Origin of the sequence: Nonomuraea angiospora, from assembly GCF_014873145.1 — a bacterium.
GTDB lineage: Bacteria > Actinomycetota > Actinomycetes > Streptosporangiales > Streptosporangiaceae > Nonomuraea > Nonomuraea angiospora.
Window position 1 is genome coordinate 11509878 of record NZ_JADBEK010000001.1, and the last position, 21944, is coordinate 11531821.

25 protein-coding genes are annotated in these 21944 nt (G+C 72.4%); 16 read left to right on the forward strand and 9 right to left on the reverse strand.

All coding sequences use genetic code 11. The annotated features are described in order from the left end of the window. Window positions 1-49 precede the first annotated feature (49 nt). Together H4W80_RS52750 and H4W80_RS52755 are read left to right on the forward strand one after the other, a co-directional pair. A complete protein-coding gene (locus H4W80_RS52750) occupies window positions 50-505 on the forward strand; it encodes a TIGR02611 family protein (RefSeq protein WP_192791955.1) in 456 nt (151 codons plus the stop codon). A gap of 54 nt (window positions 506-559) precedes the next feature. Then, entirely contained in the window at window positions 560-1504 is a 945-nt protein-coding gene (locus H4W80_RS52755) for a TolB family protein (protein ID WP_192791956.1), read from the forward strand. On the opposite strand, the gene H4W80_RS52760 is transcribed toward H4W80_RS52755, so the two are convergent. Beyond that, window positions 1499-1819: a GroES family chaperonin gene (locus H4W80_RS52760; RefSeq protein ID WP_192791957.1), complete on the reverse strand. Its 321-nt coding sequence runs from the start codon at window positions 1817-1819 to the stop codon at window positions 1499-1501. The genes H4W80_RS52755 and H4W80_RS52760 overlap by 6 nt on opposite strands. Window positions 1820-1868: 49 nt before the next feature. Further along, entirely contained in the window at window positions 1869-2801 is a 933-nt protein-coding gene (locus H4W80_RS52765; RefSeq protein ID WP_318787486.1) for an endonuclease/exonuclease/phosphatase family protein, read from the reverse strand. A 51-nt stretch (window positions 2802-2852) separates the two neighbouring features. On the opposite strand from H4W80_RS52765, the gene H4W80_RS52770 reads away from it, so the two are divergent. Next, a complete protein-coding gene (locus H4W80_RS52770; RefSeq protein ID WP_192791959.1) occupies window positions 2853-4121 on the forward strand; it encodes an ArgE/DapE family deacylase in 1269 nt (422 codons plus the stop codon). Between the two features lie 35 nt (window positions 4122-4156). Then, window positions 4157-4756, forward strand: coding sequence for a TetR/AcrR family transcriptional regulator (locus H4W80_RS52775; protein ID WP_192791960.1), 600 nt, complete (start codon window positions 4157-4159; stop codon window positions 4754-4756). 14 nt (window positions 4757-4770) lie between these two features. Here the strand turns inward: H4W80_RS52775 and H4W80_RS52780 are convergent, their stop codons facing one another. Genes H4W80_RS52780 through H4W80_RS52790 form a run of 3 tightly spaced genes read right to left on the reverse strand, consistent with a single transcriptional unit; the run spans window position 4771 to window position 7654 of the window. Then, window positions 4771-5568: an ABC transporter ATP-binding protein gene (locus H4W80_RS52780; protein WP_192791961.1), complete on the reverse strand. Its 798-nt coding sequence runs from the start codon at window positions 5566-5568 to the stop codon at window positions 4771-4773. Further along, complete coding sequence (locus tag H4W80_RS52785; protein WP_192791962.1) at window positions 5568-6575, reverse strand: FecCD family ABC transporter permease; 1008 nt, start codon at window positions 6573-6575, stop codon at window positions 5568-5570. The genes H4W80_RS52780 and H4W80_RS52785 overlap by 1 nt, the downstream gene beginning before the upstream one ends. Continuing rightward, the gene (locus H4W80_RS52790; protein ID WP_318787487.1) at window positions 6572-7654 is read right to left on the reverse strand and encodes a FecCD family ABC transporter permease; all 1083 of its coding nucleotides are present in this window, start codon (window positions 7652-7654) and stop codon (window positions 6572-6574) included. Before H4W80_RS52790 ends, H4W80_RS52785 begins: the two co-directional genes overlap by 4 nt. Window positions 7655-7739: 85 nt before the next feature. Here H4W80_RS52790 and H4W80_RS52795 point away from each other — a divergent pair, with 85 nt between their 5' ends. Beyond that, the gene (locus H4W80_RS52795) at window positions 7740-8762 is read left to right on the forward strand and encodes an ABC transporter substrate-binding protein (protein WP_192791963.1); all 1023 of its coding nucleotides are present in this window, start codon (window positions 7740-7742) and stop codon (window positions 8760-8762) included. Here the strand turns inward: H4W80_RS52795 and H4W80_RS52800 are convergent. Next, a complete protein-coding gene (locus H4W80_RS52800; protein WP_192791964.1) occupies window positions 8746-11163 on the reverse strand; it encodes a helicase-associated domain-containing protein in 2418 nt (805 codons plus the stop codon). The two genes, H4W80_RS52795 and H4W80_RS52800, sit on opposite strands and share 17 nt — an antisense overlap. A gap of 80 nt (window positions 11164-11243) precedes the next feature. Next, window positions 11244-11738, reverse strand: a complete 495-nt coding sequence (locus H4W80_RS52805) for an ATP-binding protein (RefSeq protein ID WP_192791965.1) — start codon at window positions 11736-11738, stop codon at window positions 11244-11246. A gap of 377 nt (window positions 11739-12115) precedes the next feature. On the opposite strand from H4W80_RS52805, the gene H4W80_RS52810 reads away from it, so the two are divergent. From H4W80_RS52810 to H4W80_RS52835, 6 genes are all read left to right on the forward strand, one after another. Further along, window positions 12116-12937 carry a helix-turn-helix domain-containing protein gene (locus H4W80_RS52810; RefSeq protein ID WP_185078807.1) on the forward strand — a complete coding sequence of 274 codons (822 nt, stop codon included), beginning with the start codon at window positions 12116-12118 and terminating at the stop codon, window positions 12935-12937. Next, window positions 12938-13174 carry a DUF397 domain-containing protein gene (locus H4W80_RS52815; RefSeq protein ID WP_185072716.1) on the forward strand — a complete coding sequence of 79 codons (237 nt, stop codon included), beginning with the start codon at window positions 12938-12940 and terminating at the stop codon, window positions 13172-13174. 88 nt (window positions 13175-13262) lie between these two features. Beyond that, on the forward strand, window positions 13263-13520 hold the full coding sequence (locus H4W80_RS52820) for a hypothetical protein (protein WP_192791966.1): 258 nt from the start codon (window positions 13263-13265) through the stop codon (window positions 13518-13520). 43 nt (window positions 13521-13563) lie between these two features. Further along, window positions 13564-14322, forward strand: coding sequence for a hypothetical protein (locus H4W80_RS52825; RefSeq protein ID WP_192791967.1), 759 nt, complete (start codon window positions 13564-13566; stop codon window positions 14320-14322). A 72-nt stretch (window positions 14323-14394) separates the two neighbouring features. Further along, the gene (locus H4W80_RS52830; RefSeq protein WP_192791968.1) at window positions 14395-15096 is read left to right on the forward strand and encodes a maleylpyruvate isomerase family mycothiol-dependent enzyme; all 702 of its coding nucleotides are present in this window, start codon (window positions 14395-14397) and stop codon (window positions 15094-15096) included. A gap of 46 nt (window positions 15097-15142) precedes the next feature. Continuing rightward, window positions 15143-15409 (forward strand): sigma factor, encoded by a 267-nt coding sequence (locus tag H4W80_RS52835; protein WP_192791969.1) that lies wholly within the window; start codon window positions 15143-15145, stop codon window positions 15407-15409. Between the two features lie 4 nt (window positions 15410-15413). Here H4W80_RS52835 and H4W80_RS52840 read toward each other — a convergent pair whose 3' ends face one another. Both H4W80_RS52840 and H4W80_RS52845 read right to left on the reverse strand, forming a co-directional pair. Next, window positions 15414-15998 carry a histidine phosphatase family protein gene (locus H4W80_RS52840; RefSeq protein WP_192791970.1) on the reverse strand — a complete coding sequence of 195 codons (585 nt, stop codon included), beginning with the start codon at window positions 15996-15998 and terminating at the stop codon, window positions 15414-15416. A 38-nt stretch (window positions 15999-16036) separates the two neighbouring features. After that, entirely contained in the window at window positions 16037-16945 is a 909-nt protein-coding gene (locus H4W80_RS52845; RefSeq protein ID WP_318787488.1) for a TIGR03621 family F420-dependent LLM class oxidoreductase, read from the reverse strand. A 122-nt stretch (window positions 16946-17067) separates the two neighbouring features. Between H4W80_RS52845 and H4W80_RS52850 the strand changes: the two genes are divergently transcribed. The 5 genes from H4W80_RS52850 (at window position 17068) to H4W80_RS52870 (ending at window position 21838) form a co-directional block, all read left to right on the forward strand. Continuing rightward, complete coding sequence (locus H4W80_RS52850) at window positions 17068-17850, forward strand: phytanoyl-CoA dioxygenase family protein (RefSeq protein ID WP_192791972.1); 783 nt, start codon at window positions 17068-17070, stop codon at window positions 17848-17850. Continuing rightward, window positions 17843-18799 carry a phosphotriesterase family protein gene (locus H4W80_RS52855; RefSeq protein ID WP_192791973.1) on the forward strand — a complete coding sequence of 319 codons (957 nt, stop codon included), beginning with the start codon at window positions 17843-17845 and terminating at the stop codon, window positions 18797-18799. Before H4W80_RS52850 ends, H4W80_RS52855 begins: the two co-directional genes overlap by 8 nt. Continuing rightward, entirely contained in the window at window positions 18796-19998 is a 1203-nt protein-coding gene (locus tag H4W80_RS52860; protein WP_192791974.1) for a cytochrome P450, read from the forward strand. Before H4W80_RS52855 ends, H4W80_RS52860 begins: the two co-directional genes overlap by 4 nt. Beyond that, window positions 19995-20858 carry an SDR family NAD(P)-dependent oxidoreductase gene (locus H4W80_RS52865; RefSeq protein ID WP_192791975.1) on the forward strand — a complete coding sequence of 288 codons (864 nt, stop codon included), beginning with the start codon at window positions 19995-19997 and terminating at the stop codon, window positions 20856-20858. The genes H4W80_RS52860 and H4W80_RS52865 overlap by 4 nt, the downstream gene beginning before the upstream one ends. A 122-nt stretch (window positions 20859-20980) precedes the next feature. After that, window positions 20981-21838, forward strand: a complete 858-nt coding sequence (locus H4W80_RS52870; RefSeq protein WP_192791976.1) for a Gfo/Idh/MocA family protein — start codon at window positions 20981-20983, stop codon at window positions 21836-21838. Window positions 21839-21944: the final 106 nt, after the last annotated feature.

Here is a 21944-nt window from a genome sequence, read left to right on the forward strand (position 1 = left end):
CCAGTAGCGGCCCGTATCCTGGGTGACATACCGACTGCCGGGGGGAATTGTGCAGGTTCAGAACTCCGACACCGGCGACGCCGACCTGCTCAAGGGTGAGGCCGCCGAGCATTCCAGCATGCCCGAACGCCGTACGGGCCTTCACGGGTGGCTGGACGGGATCAGGTCCACCCGCACGGGCGCGCTCACGCTGAAGATCGTGTTCGGCGTGATCGGGACCGTCATGGTGGTGGCCGGGCTGATCATGGTGCCCTTCCCCGGACCGGGGTGGGCGGTCGTGTTCGCCGGGCTGGCGGTGCTGGCCGTGGAGTTCCACTGGGCGCGCAGGGTGCTGGAGTTCGGCAAGCGCACGCTGCACGCCTGGATGGAGTGGTACAAGCGGCAGGGCTGGCTCGTGCGCGTCGTCGTGCTCGTCGTGACGGTGGCCGCGGCCGCGGTGATCGTCTACTTCGGCCTGCGCACGCTCGGCTTCGACGCGATCGCGTTCGTCCGGGGTCACATATAGATCGGTCCGGTATACCGGACCGATATTCCGCGCTTTACTGCCTATTCTGCGGGCGTGATCGCCAAAATCGCCATCGCGCTGTCCTTAACGCTTTCCGGCCACGTGACCGCGGGGTTCACGGGGCCCGCCGCCCAGGCGGACCTCGTCCTCCCCGGCACGGGGGGTGTGAAATATCGCGAAACGACGGGTGATCCGGTACGCCTGACCGCCTACGGCCTCGGCACCAAGCGCACCTACCTCAGGTCCACGGCCAAGAGCACGTTCACCTGGGAGCAGGCGCTGTCCGAAGTGTCCGTCGCGCCCGGTGGCCGGCTGACGGCAGGCGTGCCCAGGGCGTACCGGTCGGGCTTCGACTCCCTGATCGTCACCGACCGCACCACGGGCGCCGCCAACCGGATCCGGACCGTCAAGAAGCCCCTGACGGCTTCCTACGCCTCCTGGTCCCGCGACGGGAAACAGGTCGCGCTCACCGTCGAGCAGAAGACCGGCGGCACGTGGCGCGTGATCGGCTACACCGTCGTGGACGTGGCCGCCAGGACCGCGCGCACGATCAGGGTCACCGGCCTGAGCGCGAAAGCGGGCTTCTGGTGGAGCCCCGACGGCAACCTCGTCTCCAGGTACGGCACCGGGCTGCGTATCTACCGGGCCCTGGACGGCGCGGTCCTGCGCACCTACGCCGGAGCCGGCCTGCCGACCGGCCCCGAGGACTCGTTCTCGCCGTCGGGCACCCGCCTGACGACCTGGTGCCCGTCGCGCTTCAAGGAACAGCTCTGCCTGGTCGACCCGGCCACCGGCAAGATCGCCCAGCGGGTGAACGCCCGGCCGGAGGCGCTGTTCGGCTGGTGGGACGACAGCCACGTCATCGCCGTCGTGGCGCGCGGCACGGCCTACCGGCTGGTGGTGCTGGATCTGACCGGCAAGGCGACGCGCGTGCTCGCGGAGCTGCCCCGTACGACGTGGGACGCGGACCTCTGGCTCTCCTTCACCCGCGGGTCATAGATAGAGGCCGGTGCCGTGGTCGGTCTCCTGGGTGGCCACGGCGTGCAGGTCGCGCTCGCGCATCACCAGATAGACCTGCGCGTGCACCTCGACCTCGGACTGCTCGTCCGGGTTGAAGAGCACCTTGTCGCCCACCTTGACCGAGCGCACGTTAGTGCCGACGCCGCACACCTCGCCCCAGGCCAGCCGGTTGGCCATCTTGACCGTCGCGGGGATGACGATCCCGGAGCCGCTGCGCCGCTCCTCGGCCTCCGGCTCCAGCTTGATCATGACCCGGTCGTGCAGCATCTGAATCTCGAACTTGGGCTCTACCACAGCCCACAGTTTACGAGCCACGACACCCGCGAGACTCCGGAAGTCGCGATCACGGCAGCCTGAGCTCGGCGAACACGGGCCGGTGGTCGGTCCCCTTCAACGGCAGCACCCGGAACTCCCGCACCGCCATCCGCGAGTCCGCCAGCACATGGTCGATCGCCACGCCGGGCAGGTCCACCCGCGACCCCTCCTGCGGCCAGGTCGCCACGAACCCCCGCCCCATGACGTCGGCCGCGTCCCGGTAGCCGCTCGCCAGCAGGGCGCGTACCGGCATGTGGTCGAGCGTGGCGTTGAAGTCGCCCGCCAGCACCCGCGGCTCCTTGCCCGCGGGCGGCAGCGCCTCCAGGCCGGACTGCCAGCACGGCTGCCGGCCGATCCGCTTGGGCGCGCACGGGTGCACCGACACGATCTCTACGCGGGCCCCGCCGGGATGCCTGAGCCAGGCCCTGGCCTGCCCGAAGCCGCCGTAGTTGATGGCCTGCCCGGCCGTGAGCGGGTGGCGCGCGTACACGGCCGACCCGCCGACCCCCTCCCTCGGGCGCGTGACGGCGTACGGCAACCTCGCGCGCACCCCGGCCCGGTCCAGCCGCCGCATGGCGTCCGGCGTGAACTCCTGCAACGTCAGCACGTCCGGCCGCAACCTGCTGATCAGCGCCATCAGCTCGGCCGTGTCAGCCCGCCCCACCAGCAGGTTCGCCGCCAGCACCCGCAGCACCGGCCCGCCGGCGTCGGGGTTGCCGTCCGCCAGGGCCCGGGGGAGCACGGCCGGCACCAGCGCCAGCACCGTGACCAGCGCGACCGTGCCCGCCGCCCACCGCCGCAGCAGGCAGGCCAGCGCCAGGCTCACCACCGCCGCGCACACCGCGTACGGCGTGTACGCCACCACCGGCACCCACGGCCAGTCCGGCTCGAACCCGCTCAACCGCACCGCCGCCCACCCCGCGAACGGCACCACCACGATCCAGCTCACCCATGTCCGCACGTCCTGTATCGCCACGAAACGCGATCCGGGTTCATGAGTAAGGTGTGCACCATGCGCGACGTGGAGGCCGGCGTCCTGAACGCCATCGACGAGGCCGAGACCGTGAATCTGCTGGCCGAGACCGTCGGCGTCCCCAGCGTGACCGGCACCGACGCCGAGTCGGAGCTGCAGCACCGCTTCGCCCGCCTGCTCACCGAGGCCGACATGGACGTGGACGTCTGGAAGCTCGACCTCCCCGGCCTGGCCGCCCGCCCCGGCTTCCCCGGCACCGAGGCGCCCAGGAGCGAGGGCTACGGCGTGGTGGCCGTGACAGGTGGAGAGGGCACGCCCGCGCTGGCGCTGCAGGGGCACGTGGACGTCGTCCCGACCGGCGACCTGTCCAAGTGGGAGGGGCGCGACCCGTTCGCCGCCCGGATCAGCGGCGACGTGCTGCACGGCAGGGGCGCCTGCGACATGAAGGCGGGCCTGGTCGCGAACCTGGCCGTGGCGCGGGCGATCAAGAAGGCCGGGGTCAGGCTGGCCAGGCCGCTGGCCGTGCACTGCGTGATCAGCGAGGAGGACGGCGGGCTCGGCGCGTTCGCCACGCTCGCCCGGGGGCACACGGCGCAGGCCGCGGTCATCACCGAGCCCACCAGCGGCGCGGTCATCACGGCCAACGCGGGCGCGCTGACCTTCCGGCTGGAGATCGCCGGGCGGGCCGCCCACGGGGCCACCCGGCACGAGGGGGTCAGCGCGGTCGAGGTGTTCTGGCCGGTGTTCGAGGCGATCAGGCGGCTGGAGACCGAGCGCAACCGGGACGTTCCCGATCCCTCTCGGCCCGGCCTCTTCCGTGGCGACGGAGCGCCGTACCCGATCGAGGTCGGCACCGTGCGCGCGGGCGACTGGGCCAGCACCGTGCCCGACCTGCTGGTCGCCGAGGGGCGGCTCGGGGTCCGGCTGGACGAGGACCCGGCGCAGGCGCGGGCCGCGTTCGAGGAGGCGGTCGCCGGCGTCGCCCACCCCTGGCTGCGCGCGAACCCGCCGGTGGTGACGTGGCCCGGCGGCCAGTTCGCCAGCGGCCGGCTGCCCGCCGGGCACGCGCTGCTGGACGAGGTCGGCCGGGCGGTCGCCGACGTCACGGGCGCGCGGCCCGCAGAGGCGGCGGCGCCGTACGGGAGCGACCTGCGGCTGTACGCGGCCGGCGGGATCCCGACCCTGCACTACGGCCCCGGGGACGTACGGTACGCCCATGCCCCCAGGGAGCAGGTCGAGCTGAAGGAGCTGCGCGAGGTCACGCGGGCACTGGCACTGCTCGTGGTGCGCCGCTGCGGAGCACTCTGAGCAGGCTCGGGTGCAATTGGACTAGAGTCCGAATCATGTCGGAGTCCCTGGAGCTTCTGGTCGGCCAGCCGGTGAAGGAGCGGGCGGACGCGGCCCGCAACCGGGAGAAGGTGCTGGCCGCGGCCGCCCGGCTGTTCGCGGAGAAGGGCGTGGAGGCGGTCTCGATGGACGCCGTCGCCGCGGCGGCCGGGGTGGGCAAGGGCACGCTCTTCCGGCGCTTCGGCGACAAGTCGGGGCTCGCCGTGGCGCTCCTCGACGCGCGCGAGCGCGAGCTGCAGCAGCGCGTCCTGTCCGGCCCGCCGCCCCTCGGGCCCGGCGCCCCCGCGCCCGAGCGCCTGACCGCCTTCGTGGCCGCCTATCTCGACTACCTCTTCGCCCACCTGGACCTGGTCCGCATGTCGGAGACCGCCAGCCCGGGGGCCCGCTACCGGATCGGGGCCTACCGCTTCTGGCACCGGCACGTGGCGATCCTGCTGGCCGAGTGCCGCCCGGGCGTCGACGCCGACCCGCTGGCCCACGCGCTGCTGGCCGCGACGGGCGCGGAGGCGGCCGCGGCCCTCAAGGACGCCTACGGCCCCGACCGCGCGGCCACGGCCGTCACCGCCCTCGCCACCGCCCTCACCACCGCCCCCTGACCGCCGGGGGGTGGTCAGGCGGAGGTGGAGACGCGGCGGCGGGATTCGGGGACGATGAGCGGGGTGCCGGACTGCGGGTCCGGGATGATCTCGCAGCGCAGGTCGAACACCCGGCGCACCAGCTCGGGCGTGACGATCTCCGTCGGGTCCCCCTCCGCGACGATCTCGCCGGCCCGCATGACGATCAGGTGGGTCGCGTACCGGCAGGCCTGGTTCAGGTCGTGCAGGACGGCCACCATGGTGCGCCCGGCCTCGTGCAGGTCGGCGCAGAGGTCCAGCACCTCGATCTGGTGGGAGATGTCCAGGAACGTGGTCGGCTCGTCCAGCAGCAGGATCGGCGTCTCCTGGGCCAGCGCCATGGCCAGCCACACCCGCTGCCGCTGCCCGCCCGACAGCTCGTCCACGATCCGGTCGGCCAGTTCCGCCACGTCGGTGGCGCGCATGGCCTCGGACACGGCCGCCTCGTCGGCGCGCGACCACTGCCGCATGAGCCGCTGGTGCGGGTAGCGGCCGCGGGCCACCAGGTCGGCCACGGTGATCCCGTCCGGCACGACCGAGCTCTGCGGGAGCAGGCCCAGCCGCCGCGCCACCTCCTTCGACGGCAGCGACGTGATCACGCTCCCGTCCAGGTGGACGGCGCCGGACTCCGGCCTGAGCATCCGGGCCAGGGCGCGCAGCAGGGTGGACTTGCCGCAGGCGTTCGGGCCGATGATCACGGTGAAGGACTCGTCGGGGATCGCCACGCTCAGGCCGGTCGCCACGACCCGCTGGTCGTAGGCGAGGGTGAGATCAGTACCTGACAAACGGGCCATCAGTGGCGGTCCTTCCGCAGGAGCAGGGCGAGGTACGTGCCGCCGATCGCGGCGGTCAGCACGCCGACGGGCAGCTGGGTGGGGGCGAGGACGCGCTGGGCGGCCAGGTCGGCGACGGTCAGCAGGACGGCGCCCATGAGCGCCGAGGCCCCCATCGTCACCCCGGCCGAACGCGTGAGCCGCCGGGCGAGCTGCGGCGCGGCGAGCGCGACGAAGACGACGGGCCCCGCGGCGGCCGTGGCCACCCCGGCCAGCAGCACGCCGGCGGTGATCGCCACCGCGCGCACGACCTCCACCCGGATCCCCATGGCCTTGGCGGCGTCGTCGCCCATCTCGATCATCCGCATCGGGCGGGCCACGAACGCGCACACCGGCAGCAGCACGGCCAGCGCGACCGCCACGGGGACGGCATGGTCCCACCCGCGCCCGCTCAGGCTGCCGGTGAGCCAGGCGCCCGCGGTGGCGGCGTCGTTGATGTTCGCCTTGGTCAGCAGGTACGAGTTGACCGCCAGCAGCAGCGCGTTCGCCCCGATGCCGACCAGGACCAGCCGGTAGCCCTGCACGCCGCCGCGGAAGGCCAGCGCGTACACGAGCGCGGCCGTGACCACGCACCCGGCCAGCGCGCCGCCGGCGATCGCCATCGCCGAGCCGCCCGCCACGACGGCGACGATGCCGCCCGTCGAGGCGCCGGCGGTGAAGCCGATGAAGTCGGGGCTGCCCAGGGGGTTCCTGGTGAGGCTCTGGAAGATCGCGCCGCTCAGCCCGAACGCCGCGCCGACCAGCAGCCCGGTCACCACGCGAGGGGCGCGGAGCTTGTTGACGATCAGCTCGGCGACCGGCGTGCCCTGGCCGAAGAGCGCGGAGACGATGTCGGGCACGGGCACCGTGAACTCGCCCGTCGAGATGGCCGCCACGGTCACCGCGCAGGCGACCACGACGAGGAGCGCGCCGACGAGCAGGGCGCGGGGCGCGAGCCGTACGGACCAGGGGCCGACCCGGATGGTCACAGCGCCGCCACCCGCCTCCGCCTGGCCAGCAGGATGAAGATCGGCGCGCCGATCACCGCCCACACGATCCCCACCTGCACCTCTCCGGGCCGGGCGATGACCCGGCCCACCACGTCGGCCGCCAGCAGCAGCACCGGCGCGGCCAGCGCCGAGTAGGGGAGCACCCACCGCTGGTCGGGCCCTACCACCGCGCGCACGGCGTGCGGCACGATGAGCCCCACGAACCACAGCGGCCCCGCGGCGGCGGTCGCCGCGCCGCACAGCAGCGTGACGGCCACCCCGGTCAGGACCCTGGTACGGTTCACGGCCACGCCGAGCGCCCGGCCCGCGTCGTCGCCGAGGGCGAGCAGGTTGAGCGGCCTGGCCAGCAGCAGCCCGAGCACCAGCCCGGCCGCCATGAACGGCGCCAGCCGCAGCAGCGTGTCGGCCGTCTGCCCGGCCAGCGACCCGGTCAGCCAGAACCGCATCCGGTCGAACGTCTGCGTGTCCATGCGCAGGATGGCCGAGGCGACCGCCGTGCACACCATGCCGAAGGCCACGCCGGCGAGCGCGAGGCGTACCGGGCTGGAGCCCGAGCGGCGCGCGGAGGCCAGGGCGTAGACGACGGCGGAGGCCAGCGCGGCGCCGCCGAAAGCGAACCAGATGTAGACCGCCGGATCGGACAGCCCGAACAGGCCGAGCGCCAGGGTCACGCCGAGCGCGGCCCCCTGGTTGATGCCCAGCAGGCCGGGGTCGGCCAGCGGGTTGCGGGTCAGGCTCTGCATGAGCGCCCCCGCCAGGCCGAGCGTCGCGCCGACGCCGAGGCCCAGCAGCGTGCGCGGGACGCGCAGCTCGCGGATGACCGTGTGGTCGTTGGAGCCGTCCGGGGCGAGGAAGGCGTCGATCACCGTCGAGAACGGCACGGACCGCGCCCCCAGCGCCACGCTCGCCATCGACACGAGCGCCAGCACGCCCACCGTGACGACGAGCCCGGTGGCGAGCACGAAGGCCCGCCCCTTCGGACCCGCGGCGGGAGCGGGGTGGCCGGTCGGAGGCGGATCGTCCTCCACGGTCGTGGCCGTGTCGTCAGCCGGGCGCACCCGACCCCCTCTCGTAGCGGTCAAACTTAGGCAAGGCTAATCTAAACAGCTAGTAAGTAGGCAAGCCTAACCTTAGGAGATGGACATGTCGGGACCGGTTCTGCCTCGCAGGGGCTTCCTGGCGTCCGCCGCGGGCCTCGCGGCGGCCCTGACGCTGGCGGCGTGCGGCGGCGAGCCGGCGGCCACCGGCGGGTCCGCCCCCGCCGCCTCGGCCCCTGCCACTCCGGGCGCGGCCCAGGGCTGGACGTTCACCGACGACCGCGGCAAGAAGGTCGAGCGGCCCAAGGCCCCGTCCAGGATCGTCGCCCAGGTCGGCGCGGCGGCCGCCCTGTGGGACTTCGGCGTGCGCCCCGTCGCCGTCTTCGGCCCGCACAAGCTCAAGGACGGCTCCAAGGACCCGCAGGTCGGCAACGTCGACCTCGCCAAGGTCCAGGGCCTGGGCAACGTGTGGGACGAGTTCAACGTCGAGCAGTACATCGCGCTCCAGCCAGACCTCCTGGTCAGCAGCATGTACGTCAAGGGCACCCTCTGGTACGTGCCCGAGAAGTCGAAGGACACCATCGAGCAGGTCGCCCCGACCGCGGGCATCATGCTGACCGGCCGCAGCGCCACCCAGGTGATCGGCAAGTACGAGGAGCTGGCCAGGTCGCTCGGCGCCGACATGCAGGGCGTGCCCGAGGCCAAGGCCCGCATGGAGGCCGCCACCAAGGAGCTCGCCCGGTTCGGGAACCTCAAGATCCTCATGATGTCCGGCGGCGCCGACGCGATGTGGGTGGTCAACCCGCCGGAGTACCCGGACATCGTGCACCTGATGGACGCGGGCCTCGACGTCGTCAAGCCCGCGAAGGTGGACGAGGGCGGCTTCTTCCAGACGCTGAGCTGGGAGAACGCCGACGAGTACGACGCCGACGTGATCCTCTACGACACCCGCACCCAGTCGCTCAAGCCCGAGGAGATGATGAAGAAGCCCACCTTCGCCAAGCTCCCCGCGGTCAAGGCCGGCCAGCTCTACCCGTGGAACGCCGAGGCGCCCTACAGCTACCAGGGCTACGCGGCCTTCCTCGAAGGGCTGGTGGCCAACCTGAAGAAGGCTAAAGAGCTCCCCTGACCTCGACGATCTCGGCGAGGGGGAACTCGAGGTAGTCGCCCGCCTCCTCGCACCACGCGTCCAGCGCGGCGCCCTTGAGCTCGCCGTGGCTGATCGTGGCGGTCAGCCCGTCGGTGAGCGTGATGCCGGCGCGCACGCCCCGGTCGACCACGAACCCGAGCAGCGACTGCTGGGCCGTCGGCAGCCTGGTCGCCATCCGGCCGATGATCGCCCACGTGCGGCCGTTCCTGTCGTCGGCGGTCCGGCCGGCGGAGACCAGGCGGCGGGCGTGCTCGTACGGGTCGGGCGTCGGCTCGGCGAGCATGTAGGGGACCTCCAGCTCCGCGAGGCCGGGGAACTCCGACAGCTCGGCCACCTGGCCGCCCGGCAGCAGGATCAGCTTGCCGTTGGGCGGCTCCTCGGGCCTGGCGCGGTGGATGGTGATCTGGCCGGTGTCGGCGACGGGCACGGGGGAGTAGCCGACCTCGCGCAGCGCGGCCAGCGTGCGGTCGGCCGGCGCGGAGCTCACCAGCACCGTGGGCGCGAGCAGCCGCAGGCCCAGCCGGCCCAGCCGCCGGTGCGCGGCGATCTCGGCCAGCAGCGCGGGGTCGCCGGCCTGGACGACGCATCCGACGGTGGTGACGGTGACCTCGCCGTGCCTGCGCGCGGTGTCGCGTACGAGGTATTCGAGCGGCTGCGGGATCGTGCCGACCCCGGCCAGCTCGTCGAGCAGCGCGTCGGCGTCGTAGCCGTGGTCGAGGGCCCGGCGCACGCTCTCGGTCGTGAACCGCCACACCGAGGCCGCGCCCCGCGACTCGCGGTCGGCGGCCCGGTCGAGCAGCGCCGCCAGCTCCGCCGACGGCGGCCCGGTCACGACCGCGGTCAGGTCGGGGCCGAACAGCGCGCTCCTGCGCACGCTGGCCAGCGCCCTGGTGGCCGCCTCGGCCAGCACGGGGTCGTGCTCGACCATGGGCACGGCGTCGTCGTTCTCGTCGCCCGGTCCGGCGGTGAGCCCGGCCAGCGCCCGGCCGAGATCGGTGATCGCGTTGTTGGCCAGCAGGCCCAGCAGCGTGGCCTCGTCGAGCACGGCGGGGGCGGCGGCCAGCAGCAGCTCCAGGTCGAGCAGCGGCGCGTGCCAGTGGACGTTGGCCACGAGGCTGTCGCGGTCGGCGAACGCCGTGCCCGCGGGCAGGCCGGACAGCACGGGCAGCACGGCCCTGCGGATCCTGGCGATCGCGCTGCCCGAGGGGTCGTCGCCGAGCACGGTGCCGTACTTGCCGTCGACCTTGCGCAGCGACGAGCGCTCCATGCGCCACCAGGCCGCCAGCAGCACCCGCAGCCGCGCCGAGCCCTCGTCGAGCCGCCACCGGTCGAAGCGCTCGGTGGGGATCATGCCGCCCGACCGCTCGTCCCAGGCCAGCAGCCTGGCCACCGCGCAGACCTCCAGGAGCAGCCGCGTCTCGTCCTCGTCGCAGCCGGTCTCCTTGGCCACCCTGCGCACCTCGCGCACGCCCACGCCGCCGGTCTTGAGCAGGGGCAGCGGGGTCTTGGCGGTGTTGTCGAGGAGGGCGGCGCACCGCTCGACCACGTGCGGTGCGGCCAGCGTCATCAGATGGTCGACCTCCTCGGGGTCGACCGGGATGGTGGCCACCTCGGGCGCCTCGGGCCGGAAAGCCGGGTGGTAGCCGGGGCCGCGCAGGCAGATCGCCACCTCGCGGGGGATCTCCGCGACGTGCCAGCTCGGGCGGAAGAGCAGGCCGTGGTCGGCGCACCACTTCTCCGGCGTGCCGGGGGTGACGAACCGGCCGCCGTCGACGTTGAGCGCCGGGCCCTGCCAGGCGAACCGGTCGAGCAGTGGGATCGTGCCGTCGGGCGCGCCGCGCAGCAGCGCGTTGAGGCGCTCGCGGTCGGCGAGCGCCTCGGCGACTCGGGTGATGACGCGGCGCTTGTGGCCGTGGGAGGACAGGCCGAGGTTGCGGGCCAGCGCGTGCAGCGCGTCGTTGCCGATCGACCAGGAGTTGAGGTAGTGGTCGAGCGGCTCGCCCAGGCTGAGCGGGGCGGACCACCAGCGGGCGACGCCCTCCGCGAGATGGATGACGCCGTCGTCGCCCGGCCAGGCCAGCGCGTGGTCGTAGAGGTGCTCCAGCCACGGGGTCACCTCTTCGACCGGCGCGTCCACGAAGCCGGCCAGCCGCTCGGCCGTGGGGCGGGTCATGGCCAGGGCGGCCTCGGCGAGCTGCAGGCAGGGCAGCGGCAGGGCCCGCAGGGCCTCCATCACGGCGAAGCCGTTGCTCAGCCGCTGGGCCAGGGTGTCGAGCCGCCGCGGCCAGGGAGCGGCGATGGCGTCGGGCCGGTTGGCCAGGATACGGCCCAGCCTGTCTTCGTTCAGTTTTCGCAGCCAGCCGAGCAGGTGATCTTCCATCTGTGAGCAACTCTCATGGGGTCGCACGCGGGGACTCACCGTGAGCCATGAGCATCCACGGTAATGCAGATCACCCCCGGTCAGGAGAGGACTGCCCAGACGATCTTTCCGTGAGGTGCAAGTGCGGACCAGCCCCAGCGGAGGCTGAGTGATTCGACGATGTGGAGTCCGAGGCCGCCGGTGTCAAGGGGGCCAGGGTATCGCAGCACCGGCACCGATGAGCCGGGATCGGTGAATGCGCCGGTCACGAGGGGTCCCCGGCGGACGAGGGACATGTGGACGGGGCGCTGGCAGTGGGGCTCGTCCAGATGCAGGCCGTGGCGCAGCGCGTTGGTGGCGAGCTCGGAGACCACCAGCTCCATGTTCTCGGACAGCTCGGTGAGCCCCCATCCCGACAGCGTGCCGGTGGTGAAGCTGCGGGCCGAATGGACCGAGGCGGGGCTGGGCGGGAGCACGAACGTGGCGCTCGCGGACGGGCCGGGGACCAGCAGATCGCGGGCCGCCTCCGGCCACCAGCCGACCGGAGGCCACCAATCGAACGTGGTCCACTGGCCGGGTGCCGTGGTGGATTGCACGTGATCATTCTGCGACAAACTCTCGTGCAGGTGCAAGAGCGAATGCACGTGCAGACAACCCGTGCAGGCGCTACGGTTGCCCTCAAATGGTCAATATGGGGGAAAGGGGATCTTGTCCGCGGCCCATGATCTTTCGGCCGTGAAGTGACAGACTGTACGTGCATACCCCGCAACATGCGGTGGGCCGCCGATCGCAGCTCACCGTAAGTGCAGACTCCGCTACTCGTGGCGGTCCGCCGGAGGCGGCCCACCATGGGTGCATACTCCGCTACTTGCGGTGGACCGCCGAACGCGGCCCACCGCGTCGCAAGGAAACGAACAAGGAGCAGCACGTGTCCATTGATCCGCCCGGTTCTGCTTCGACCGTACGGCGCATCATGCTGGGGGCGAGTCTCAGGCGCCTGCGTGAGGCCTGCGGGCTCGACCGCGGACAGGCCGGATTCCACATCCGGGCGTCCGAGTCCAAGATCAGCCGGATGGAGCTCGGGCGCGTCGGTTTCAAGACACGTGACGTGGAAGACCTGCTCACCCTGTACGGCGTCGTCGACGATGCCGAGCGCCGTGCCCTGCTGGAAATGGTTCGCGAGGCCAACACCCCCGGGTGGTGGCACAAGTACTCGGCCGAGCTGCCTTCGTGGTTCACCACTTACGTGGGCCTGGAGGAGGCCGCCGAGATGATCCGCACCTACGAGGTGCAGTTCGTGCCCGGTCTGTTGCAGACCGCCTCGTATGCGCGATCGGTATTCCAGCTTGGCAACCCCGGTCTGAGTCCGGACAAAATCGAACGCCGCGTGCATATGCGCATGCAGCGTCAGGAGCGCTTCACGCAGAAGGACGGACCCCGCCTTTGGGCCGTCATCGACGAGGCAGCGCTCAAGAGGACCATCGGCGGGCGGGAGGTCATGGCGGAGCAGCTCCAGCATCTGCTGGAAGTGGCTGCCCTTCCCAACATCACCATTCAGGTGATGCCCTTCAGGTTCGGCAAGCACGCCGCTGAAGGGGGCGCGTTCAGCATCTTGCGGTTTCCCGAGTCCGACTTGTCGGACGTTGTCTACGTCGAGCAGCTCTGGGGTGCCCTGTACCTGGACAAACGCGAGGACATCGACCCGTACCTCACGGCCATGGAGCAGTTGTGCGTGGAGAGCACCACGCCAGGGGGCACCGTCGAGCTCATCGGCGGTCTTCTCAGAAAGATGTAGATGAACCAGACCTACAACGGCATGCCCGCGGCGAACCTGACTCAGGTCGCCTGGCGCAAGAGCCGCTACAGCAACTCGCAGGGCAACTGCGTGGAGCTCGCCGAGCTTCCTGACGGGGGGATCGCGGTCCGCAACTCGCGCTTCCCCGACGGCCCTGCCCTCATCTATACCCGCGACGAGATCCGGGCCCTGGTGCTCGGGGTTAAGGACGGAGAGTTCGACGGCCTGCTCGTTTAACAGCCTTGTAACCTCCGGCGCGCCCGCTTAACGGGGGCGCGCCGGAGGCTTAACAGCCCGGCCTTCTGTTGCCGAGAGGATCGGGGTCATGCTCGACCAGATGACCCTGTATCCGATCGCCGACGACGTGCTGTTCGCACCCGGCGGCAAGGTCGTGATCCGCACGTATGGCGTGGCGCCCGCCACTGCGGGGGCCTCCGTCTCTTACCGGACCTGGGTGACCGGCCTGCGCGACCAGCCGCGGTACTGGCACTGGGGTCACTTCGAGGACGCCGCCTCCGGGCACCGCAGGGTCCTGGAGTGGCTCACGGGGCGGGGGCCGCAACCTTCCCAAGCGCTGACCTGATCGCTATCCTCGTGCCAAGCAACCGCTTGGTAGAGGAGGCGTGGTGCGGCGCGCGATCCACCTGATCGAGGAGGTCGACTTCCGGCCGATGAACTCCAGGCGGCCCCTGGAGTACCTCACCTGGCTGACCCGCTACAAGCGCGAGGACGAGAGCCGGGCCGCGCCCTCGCTCACCTCCGGCATGTCCATCAGGTCCCGCGAGATCGACCTGGTGGGCGCCTTCTACGCGGTCGGCATCACCGGCCATCCGCAGTTCAAGGCCGTCACGCTCTGGGACTGCCACGGCGGGTGGGACGGCGGCTGGCGGCAGATGATGGAGATCTACCAGGGCGTCGACGAGCGGCTCTTCCTGTCCGACATCGACGACCTGCGCTTCTCCGCCTTCTCCCGGCCCCTCGGCGCCGCGCCCGGCTGCCCGCCGCTGTCCGAGGCGCCCGCCGCCGAGCTCTACCTCTTCGAGAGCGCCCGCGTGCGCCCGGGGGCCGCGCTCGACTACCTGCACGCGGTGCGCACCGAGCGGGCGCCGCTGCTCGCCGAGCACGGCCACACCCTGGCCGGGCTGTACGAGGTGCTGTTCTGCGACACCGAGGCCGTCACCGTCTGGGCCGTCTCCCTCGACGACCACCTGGCCACCCAGCGCGCCCGCGACGCCGCCCTGGGCCTCGACGACGAGGTCGCGCCCGATTCCCGGCTTCTGGACTGGAGCAAACGGGCCCGCGACTATCTGGAAGGGCCCTGGCGTGAGACGCTGCTGGCACCGTTCCCCGGTTGCCGCCTGGCTCCGGAGGTCCCGCCGGGTTAGCGTCGGCTGCGGAGGTGGCCATGACGGACTCCTACCTCTCCGCGCCGCCGCCGCAGCCCGGCCGTGCTGGGCGTGTCGTCCGTGATGGTCCCGTACGCCGAGCAGGTCGCGCTCATGGACGACCTGCTCGCCGAGCTGAGCGGGCCCCAGTGGGAGGCCCCGATCGCCGGGCACGGCACGGTCAGGGGGCTGGTGGAGCACCTGGCGGCCAACGACGCGACCGTGGCCCGCTTCATGGGCGTGCGCGGCACGAGCGGCCTGCCCGTCCACCGGCGCTGGCGCGAGCAGGCCGGCGGCCTCCTCGAACGGGTCTCCACCGGCAGCGAGGTGCTGCTCGGCGTCGAGGTCGCGCTGGCGGGGGCGCGGCCGGCCCGCGCGCCGCTGCGCCAGGCCCTGATCCAGCGCACGTTCGAGACGTGGACGCACGCCGACGACATCAGGGCCGCCACCGATCGCTCCCAGGAGCCGCCGCGTCCCGAGCACGTGCACATGATCGCCGAGTTCGGGCTGGCGCTGCTGCCCCGGGCGATGCGGGAGCCGCGCCGCGACGTCTCGGCCACCGTCGTGCTGACCGGGCCGGGCGGCGGCACCTGGACGATCCCGCTGTCGCCCGCCTCCGGCCACGTCGCTGTGCTGGTCTCGGCCGGCGCGGTGGACTTCTGCCGGCTGCTGGCCAACCGCCGGCCGCCCGACTCCTTCCCGTACGCCGCCGAGGGCGACTCCGCCCTCGCCCGCGACATGATCAGCGCCGCCGCCACGCTGGGGTGCGATTGATGGCGACGGCATCAGGGCGACCGGGCCCGCCTCGCGGAGTGAGGCCATGAACAGCGACATGGAGTTACGTACGCGGCTGACGGCCGGTGACCTCGACGCGCTGGCCGACGCCTACGACCGGCACGGACCGTACGTGTACGGGGTCGCGGTCAGGGTCACCGGCAGCCGGGCGCACGCCGAGGAGATCACCCAGAACGTGTTCACGGCCCTGTGGGAGCAGCCGCTCTCCTACGACCCCGCGCTGGGGTCGCTGCGCGGCTGGCTGGTCAGCCGGGCCCTGCACGAGTCGGCCGTGCGCTCGAAGGTCGGCTGATCCGTCAGCTGATCGGGGCGTTCCAGGTCAGGAGCACGGGCTCGGCGTGCTCGTAGCCGAGCCGCGAGTACGTGCCCGTGTCCAGCTTCAGCAGCCTGCCCTCCTCGGGCCCGAGGCCCAGCCAGCGGGCGGCCAGCACGCGCAGGAAGTGCCCGTGCGCCACCAGCGCCACCCGCCCCCCGGCCCTCCCGGCCCGCTCGATCACCCGGTCGGCGCGGGCGGCCACCTGCTCGGCGCTCTCCCCGGGGTGCTCGGCGTCGCCGGGGATCACGCCGTCCCGCCACAGGTACCAGCCGGGGTGGCTCTCGCGGATCTTCGGCGTGGTGATCCCCTCGTAGCCGCCGTAGTCCCACTCCCACAGGTCCGGGTCCACCTCGTAGCCGTTCAGGCCGGCCAGCTCCGCCGTGCGCCGGGCGCGCTGGGCGGGGGAGACCAGCACCAGGTCGAACGACTGCCCCTTGACCAGCGGCGCCAACGCCCTGGCCTGGTCCTCGCCGTGCTCCGTCAAAGGCAGGTCCGTACGTCCGGTGTGCTGACCCGCCTTGCTCCATTCGGTCTCACCGTGCCGGAGCAGCAGCATCTCTTCCATGGAGTCCATCATCCGGTATGCCCGGTTCCGGCCCGGCGTCAGGTGGCGAGCTCCTCGACGACGGGGGCGAAGGCGTCCAGGTCGCGCTCGTGATGCACCACGAAATACGAAATATCGTGCTCATCCCGCCAGTAGCGGAGCTTGTCGATGATGTCGGCGCGGGTCCCGAGCAGGACCTGCGGCGTCTCGCCGAGCGACGAGCTGTCGGCCGCGCTCCACGCCTCCTCCGCCTTCCGCTCGCCCACCTGCATGACGCTCGTCCCCAGCTCCAGGGCGTCGTAGCGCTCGCCCGCGGCCTCGCGCACGATCCGGAGCTTGCGCAGGAACGCCGCAGGCCCGCCGTCCCGGTCGTCGGGCCCGCTCCCGTCGGGCCGGACCCGCATCCCGAGGTTCACGACGTCCGCCTCTTCGGCCGCCAGCCGCAGCATGCGCGGCCCGCCTCCGCCGAGCGCGATCGGTGGGTGCGGTCTCCGTACGGGCTTGGGCCGCTGGTCGAGGCCGTCGATGCGGTAGTGCTTGCCCTGGAAGCTGAACGGCCCGTCCCCCCAGAGCCCCTTGAGCACGGCCACGGCCTCCCGCAGCCGCTCCACCCGCACCCCCGGCGGCTCCAGGGCCAGCCCGGCCCCGTCGTAGTCGCGCGCCATCCACCCGGTCCCGATCCCGACCTCCAGCCGTCCGCCGGACAGCAGGTCGAGCGTGGCCGCCTCCTTGGCCAGCACGGCCGGATGCCGGAAGTCGTTGGCGAACACCAGTGTGCCGACCCGTAGCCTGGTGGTGGCGCAGGCGGCCGCCGTCAGCGCGGCGATGGGCGCGAACCTGGGGCCGACGAGATGGTCGGGCACGAGGAGCACGTCGTACCCCTGCGCTTCGAGCCGCCGGGCCTTCTCCGCCCAGGCCGCGCCCGACCCGGCCTCCCGTACCACCGCCCCGAACCTGAACCGCCGCACGGTGCCTCCCGTCGTCCCGAGCAAGCGCTTGGGCGACACTGTACGCGCCCGCCGGCCGGGCGGCTCGGCGGAGGGCAAATCGCGGGTTTACCAAGCGCTTGCTCAGGTGCCAGACTGTGGGCATGGAGATCCCGGTGCGCCAGGTGACGGACGACGAGGCGGCGTTCTTCGGTGAGCACGGCTGGGTGCGGCTCGGCCGGCTGATCGACCCGGGCACCGCCGCGGCCCTGCGCGAACGCGCCACCGGGATGCTGAACGGGCGGTCCAGGAGCCACGAGACGCTGGTCGACGAGGCGTTCGGGCAGTCCAGGGACATCGCGGCGAGCGACGAGATGTTCGGCGCGCTGACGTCGAGCCCCGAGATGGGACGTAACGCCGTAAAGCTGCTGCGCGGCGTCCGGGCCGTGCGCGTGCAGGTCACCAACCTCCTGGTCAAGGAGGCGGGGGAGCACGGCGCGACCGAGTTCCACCAGGACTTCCCCTGGATGCCCATGGACCGCTCGGCCATGCTGACCGTCTGGCTGGCCCTCGCCGACGTGCCCGCCGACATGGGGTCGCTGCGCTTCTACGACCGCTCGCACCGCTACGGTCTGCTCGGCCGGAGCTTCACCCGGCCGGGGGACGACCAGCTCACCCAGCACCCGTGGCTCAAGGAGCTGGAGCTGTCGCCGCCGCTCGACCTCAAGGCGGGCGACGCCACCGTGCACCACGCCCTGACCGTGCACGGCGCGCCCGCGAACCGCCGCGACAGCCCGCGCCTGTCGTTCACCGTGACGTACTTCGACGCCGACGCCCTCTACACCGGCCTGCCCTACCGGCAGACCGACGGGCTCGGGCTCGAGGTCAACCGGCCGTTCGAGCACGAGAGGTTCCCCGTCGTGAGCCTCGGAGGCCCGGATGCCTGAGACCGTGCGGGGGCCGGTGGCGGACCTGGGGGCGACGCTCATGCACGAGCACGTCTTCGGGTTGAGCCCCGAGATCCTGTGGAACTGGCCGGACATCCCCGAGGGATGGGACCTCGAGACGCGGGCGCGCGAGGCGGCGGGCAAGCTCGACGCGCTCAAGGCCGAGGGCATCGACACGATCGTGGACCTGACCGTGGTGGGGCTCGGGAGATACATCCCCGCCGTCCAGCGCGTGGCCGAGCTGACCGGCGTGAACATCGTGGCCGCCACCGGCCTGTACACCTACGACGCGCTGCCGCCGTACTTCGCCAACCGGGGCCCGGGGTCGCTGTTCGGGGGGCCGGACCGGCTGGCCGAGTTCTTCGTACGGGACATCGTCGAGGGGATCGGCCGGACCGGCGTCAAGGCGGCCATGCTCAAGTGCGCCTCCGACCACCTGGGGATGACCAAGGGCTGCGAGCGGGTGTTCCGGGCGGTCGCGCAGGCGCACCTGGAGACCGGCGCGCCGATCACCACGCACTCCCACAGCGCCTCCAGGGGCGGCCTCGAACAGCAGCGCCTCCTGGGCGAGCTGGGCGTGGACCTGGGCAAGGTGGTCATCGGGCACGCCGGGGACTCCACCGACGTGGCCTACCTGGAGGAGCTGATCGCCAACGGCTCCTACCTCGGCATGGACCGCTTCGGCATCGAGACGATCAGCCCGTTCGAGGACCGCGTGGAGATCGTGGCGAAGATGTGCGAGCGCGGACACGCCGGAAAAATGGTCTTAAGTCATGACTCGTACTGCTTCAATGACCGCTTCGACGCCGACGTCGTACGGCGGCGCCACCCCAACTACCACCTTCTCCATGTCCCCCGCGACGTCGTGCCCGAGCTCCGCAAGAGGGGCGTCACGGACGACCAGGTCCACCAGATGCTCGTCGACAACCCGCGGAGGATCTTCGCATGACCGGTGACATCGAGGACTTCGACGTCAGTTCGGACTGGCACGTCGCCGACCCGTACGACTTCCTGCGCAGGCTGCGCCACGAGCGGCCGGTCTTCCGCAGCGAACACCTCGGCGCGTACGTCCTGACCCGCTACCCCGACGTGCGCGCGGCCTACGGCGATCCGCGGCGCTTCTCCTCCGAGGGCTCGCTCACGATCTCCCGCAGCCTGACCCGCGAGACCAGGGAGAAGCTGGGCGAGCACGGCTCGTTCCTGTCCAGCTTCGTGGCGAACGTGGACCCGCCCGACCACACCCGCCTGCGCCGATCGGTGTCGAAGGCGTTCACGCCGCGCGCCGTGGCGGCCATGGAGCAGGAGTTCCGGCGGCTCAACGAGGACCTGCTCGACCGCCTGGAGCCGCGTAAGAGCGCCGACTTCGTCGGCGAGATCGGCCACGAGCCGTCGATCAAGCTGACCGCCCGCTTCATCGGCGTGCCCGAGTCCGACGAGGCGTTCGTGCAGGCGCACGTCAAGGACTGGTTCCAGCTCTTCCTGTCGCCGCAGCCGCCGCGGCGCCAGCTCGAACTCGCCGACAGCTTCCTGACCTACCTCGACTACGTGGACCGCCTGGTCGCCTCCCGGGCCAAGGACCCGCGGGACGACTTCACGTCCCTGATGACCTCCCTGATCGGCGCGGAGCTGACCCACCGCGAGGTCGTCGAGCTGATCTCCACGATCCTGCTCGGCGGCAACGACACCGTCCCCAACCAGCTCGGCAACACCGTCCTGCGCCTGCTGCGGGAGGGCGCCTGGCCGGTGCCGCCCGACCTGGTCGCGAACGCCGCCGAGGAGTGCATGCGCATCGACGGCGCGTCGCTGGGCTCGTTCCGCTACGCCGTGACCGACATCCTCCTGCACGGCGTGACGATCCCGGCGGGCGCCCTCGTCCTGCTCTCCACCGACTCCGCCGCCCACGACGAGAGCGTCTTCCCCGAGCCGGAGCGCTTCCTGATCGACCGGCCGAACGCCGCCGAGCACCTGGTCTTCGGCTACGGCATCCACTTCTGCGTCGGCGCCGCGCTCGGCCGCCTGCAGCTGCGCACCGCGCTCGACGTGCTCGGCCGCCGCCTGCCCGACCTGCGGCTCGTCCCCGGCGCGCCGGTCGCCCACCGCAAATCGATCGTGGGCCGCGGCCTGACGTCCCTGGCGGTGGAGTGGTGAGCGGCGGCCCCTCAGGCGGCCCCTCCGGCCGCCCCTCTGGCCGGTTCGACGGCCGGGTCGCGTTGGTGACGGGCGCGGGCTCGGGCATCGGCGCGGCCTGCGCGGCGCGGCTGGCCGCCGAGGGCGCCCGCGTCGGCGTCCTGGACCTGCGCGCGGCCGGGGCGAAGTCCACCGCGGCCGCCATCCGCGCCCACGGCGGCACGGCCATGGCTCTGACCTGCGACGTCTCCGACGAGAAGCAGGTGGAGGAGGCGGTCGCGACCCTGGTGGAGTCGTTCGGCCGGGTGGACGTCCTGCACTCCAACGCCGCCGCGCTCGACGCCGCCGTCTACGGCCGCGACCGGGACCTGGACTCGCTCGACGTCGGGGTCTGGGACCGCACGATGGAGGTCAACCTGCGCGGCGCCATGCTCATGGTCAAGCACACGGCGCCCGCCATGCCGGACGGCGGCGCCATCGTCCTCATGTCGTCGGTGTCCGCCCTGGTCGGGGACGAGGTCCACGCCGCGTACGGGGCCTCGAAGGCGGCCCTGATCGGCTTCACCCGTTACGTGGCCACGATGTACGGCTCCCGCGGCGTGCGCTGCAACGCCGTCGCCCCCGCCCTCGTCCTCACCCAGGCCGCCCAGCGGGCCCTGAGCCCAGGGCAGCTCGCCGACAAGGCCGCCGAACGGCTCCTGCCCTGGCCGTGCACCCCCGACGACGTCGCCAACCTGGTGTGCTTCCTCGCCTCCGACGAGGCCCGCTGCATCACCGGTCAGACCCTGACCATCGACTCCGGCACCCTGGCCCACCGCCCGCAGCACGCCGTCCAGCGCTGGCGCGACCTGAACGACGGGCCCACTGACTGGGCCCGCTGACCGGGCCCCACTGACGCCGATGGGCGGGCGCCGCGCGGGGCGCCCGCCCATCGAGCCAACCGGCCGTCATGCTGTGATGTGGGAAGATCCTCCCCATACGTGCGGTGAACAGGGGAGGTCTCATGAAGCCGGTGGCGGTCGGGCTGGTCGGAGCGGGCCCGTGGGCGGAAATGGCGCACGCGCCGATGCTGTCCAAGGGGCCGCACACGCGGCTGGCCGGAGTGTGGGCCCGCCGTCCCGAGGCCGCCGCCCGGCTCGGAGCGCCGGTGTTCGAGCGCGTCGAGGAGCTGTTCGACGCCTGCGAGGCCGTGGCGTTCTGCGTGCCGCCCGCGGTCCAGGCCGAGCTCGCCGTCCGGGCCGCCCGCGCGGGCAAGGCGCTGCTGCTGGAGAAGCCCCTCGCGGACACGCTGGACGGTGCGCGGCGCCTGGCCGAGGCCGTCGCGGAGGCGGGCGTGGCGTCCCAGCTGGTGCTCACCCTGCGATACGCCGTCCAGACCCGCGCCTTCCTCAGCCGGTGCGCCGAGATCCAGCCGTTCGGCGGCCACGCCGTGAACATCTCCGGCACCCTCCTCGGCGACCACCCCTTCGCCACCCCCTGGCGGCTGGAGCGCGGCGCGCTGCTCGACGTCGGCCCGCACGTGATCGACCTGCTGGGCGCCGCGCTCGGCCCGGTGACCGGCGTGCGCGCGCACGGCAACCCGCTCGGCTGGACCGGCCTGCTGCTCGAGCACGAGGGCGGCGCGGTCTCCCAGGCGTCGCTGTGCATGAGCGCCGTGGGCGAGCTGCCGCCCCAGACGTTCGCCGTGTACGGCCGCACCGGCAGCGCCGTGCTCCCGCACTTCGACGACGACCCCCTGGACACCATCGCCGAGGAGTTCGCCGCAACGGTGCGGAACGGCGGTGGCCACCCTCTCGACGCCGCCCACGGGCTCCGGCTCCAGGAGATCATCGCCGAAGCGGAGTCCCAACTGGCCCCTTGACGACGCGGGCATCCGGAGGATTGATAGCGTTTGTCCGATGCGCAGGGTCGCAGCGAAGTCCGGTGAGAGTCCGGCGCTGTCCCGCAACTGTCATAGCCAGGTCGCC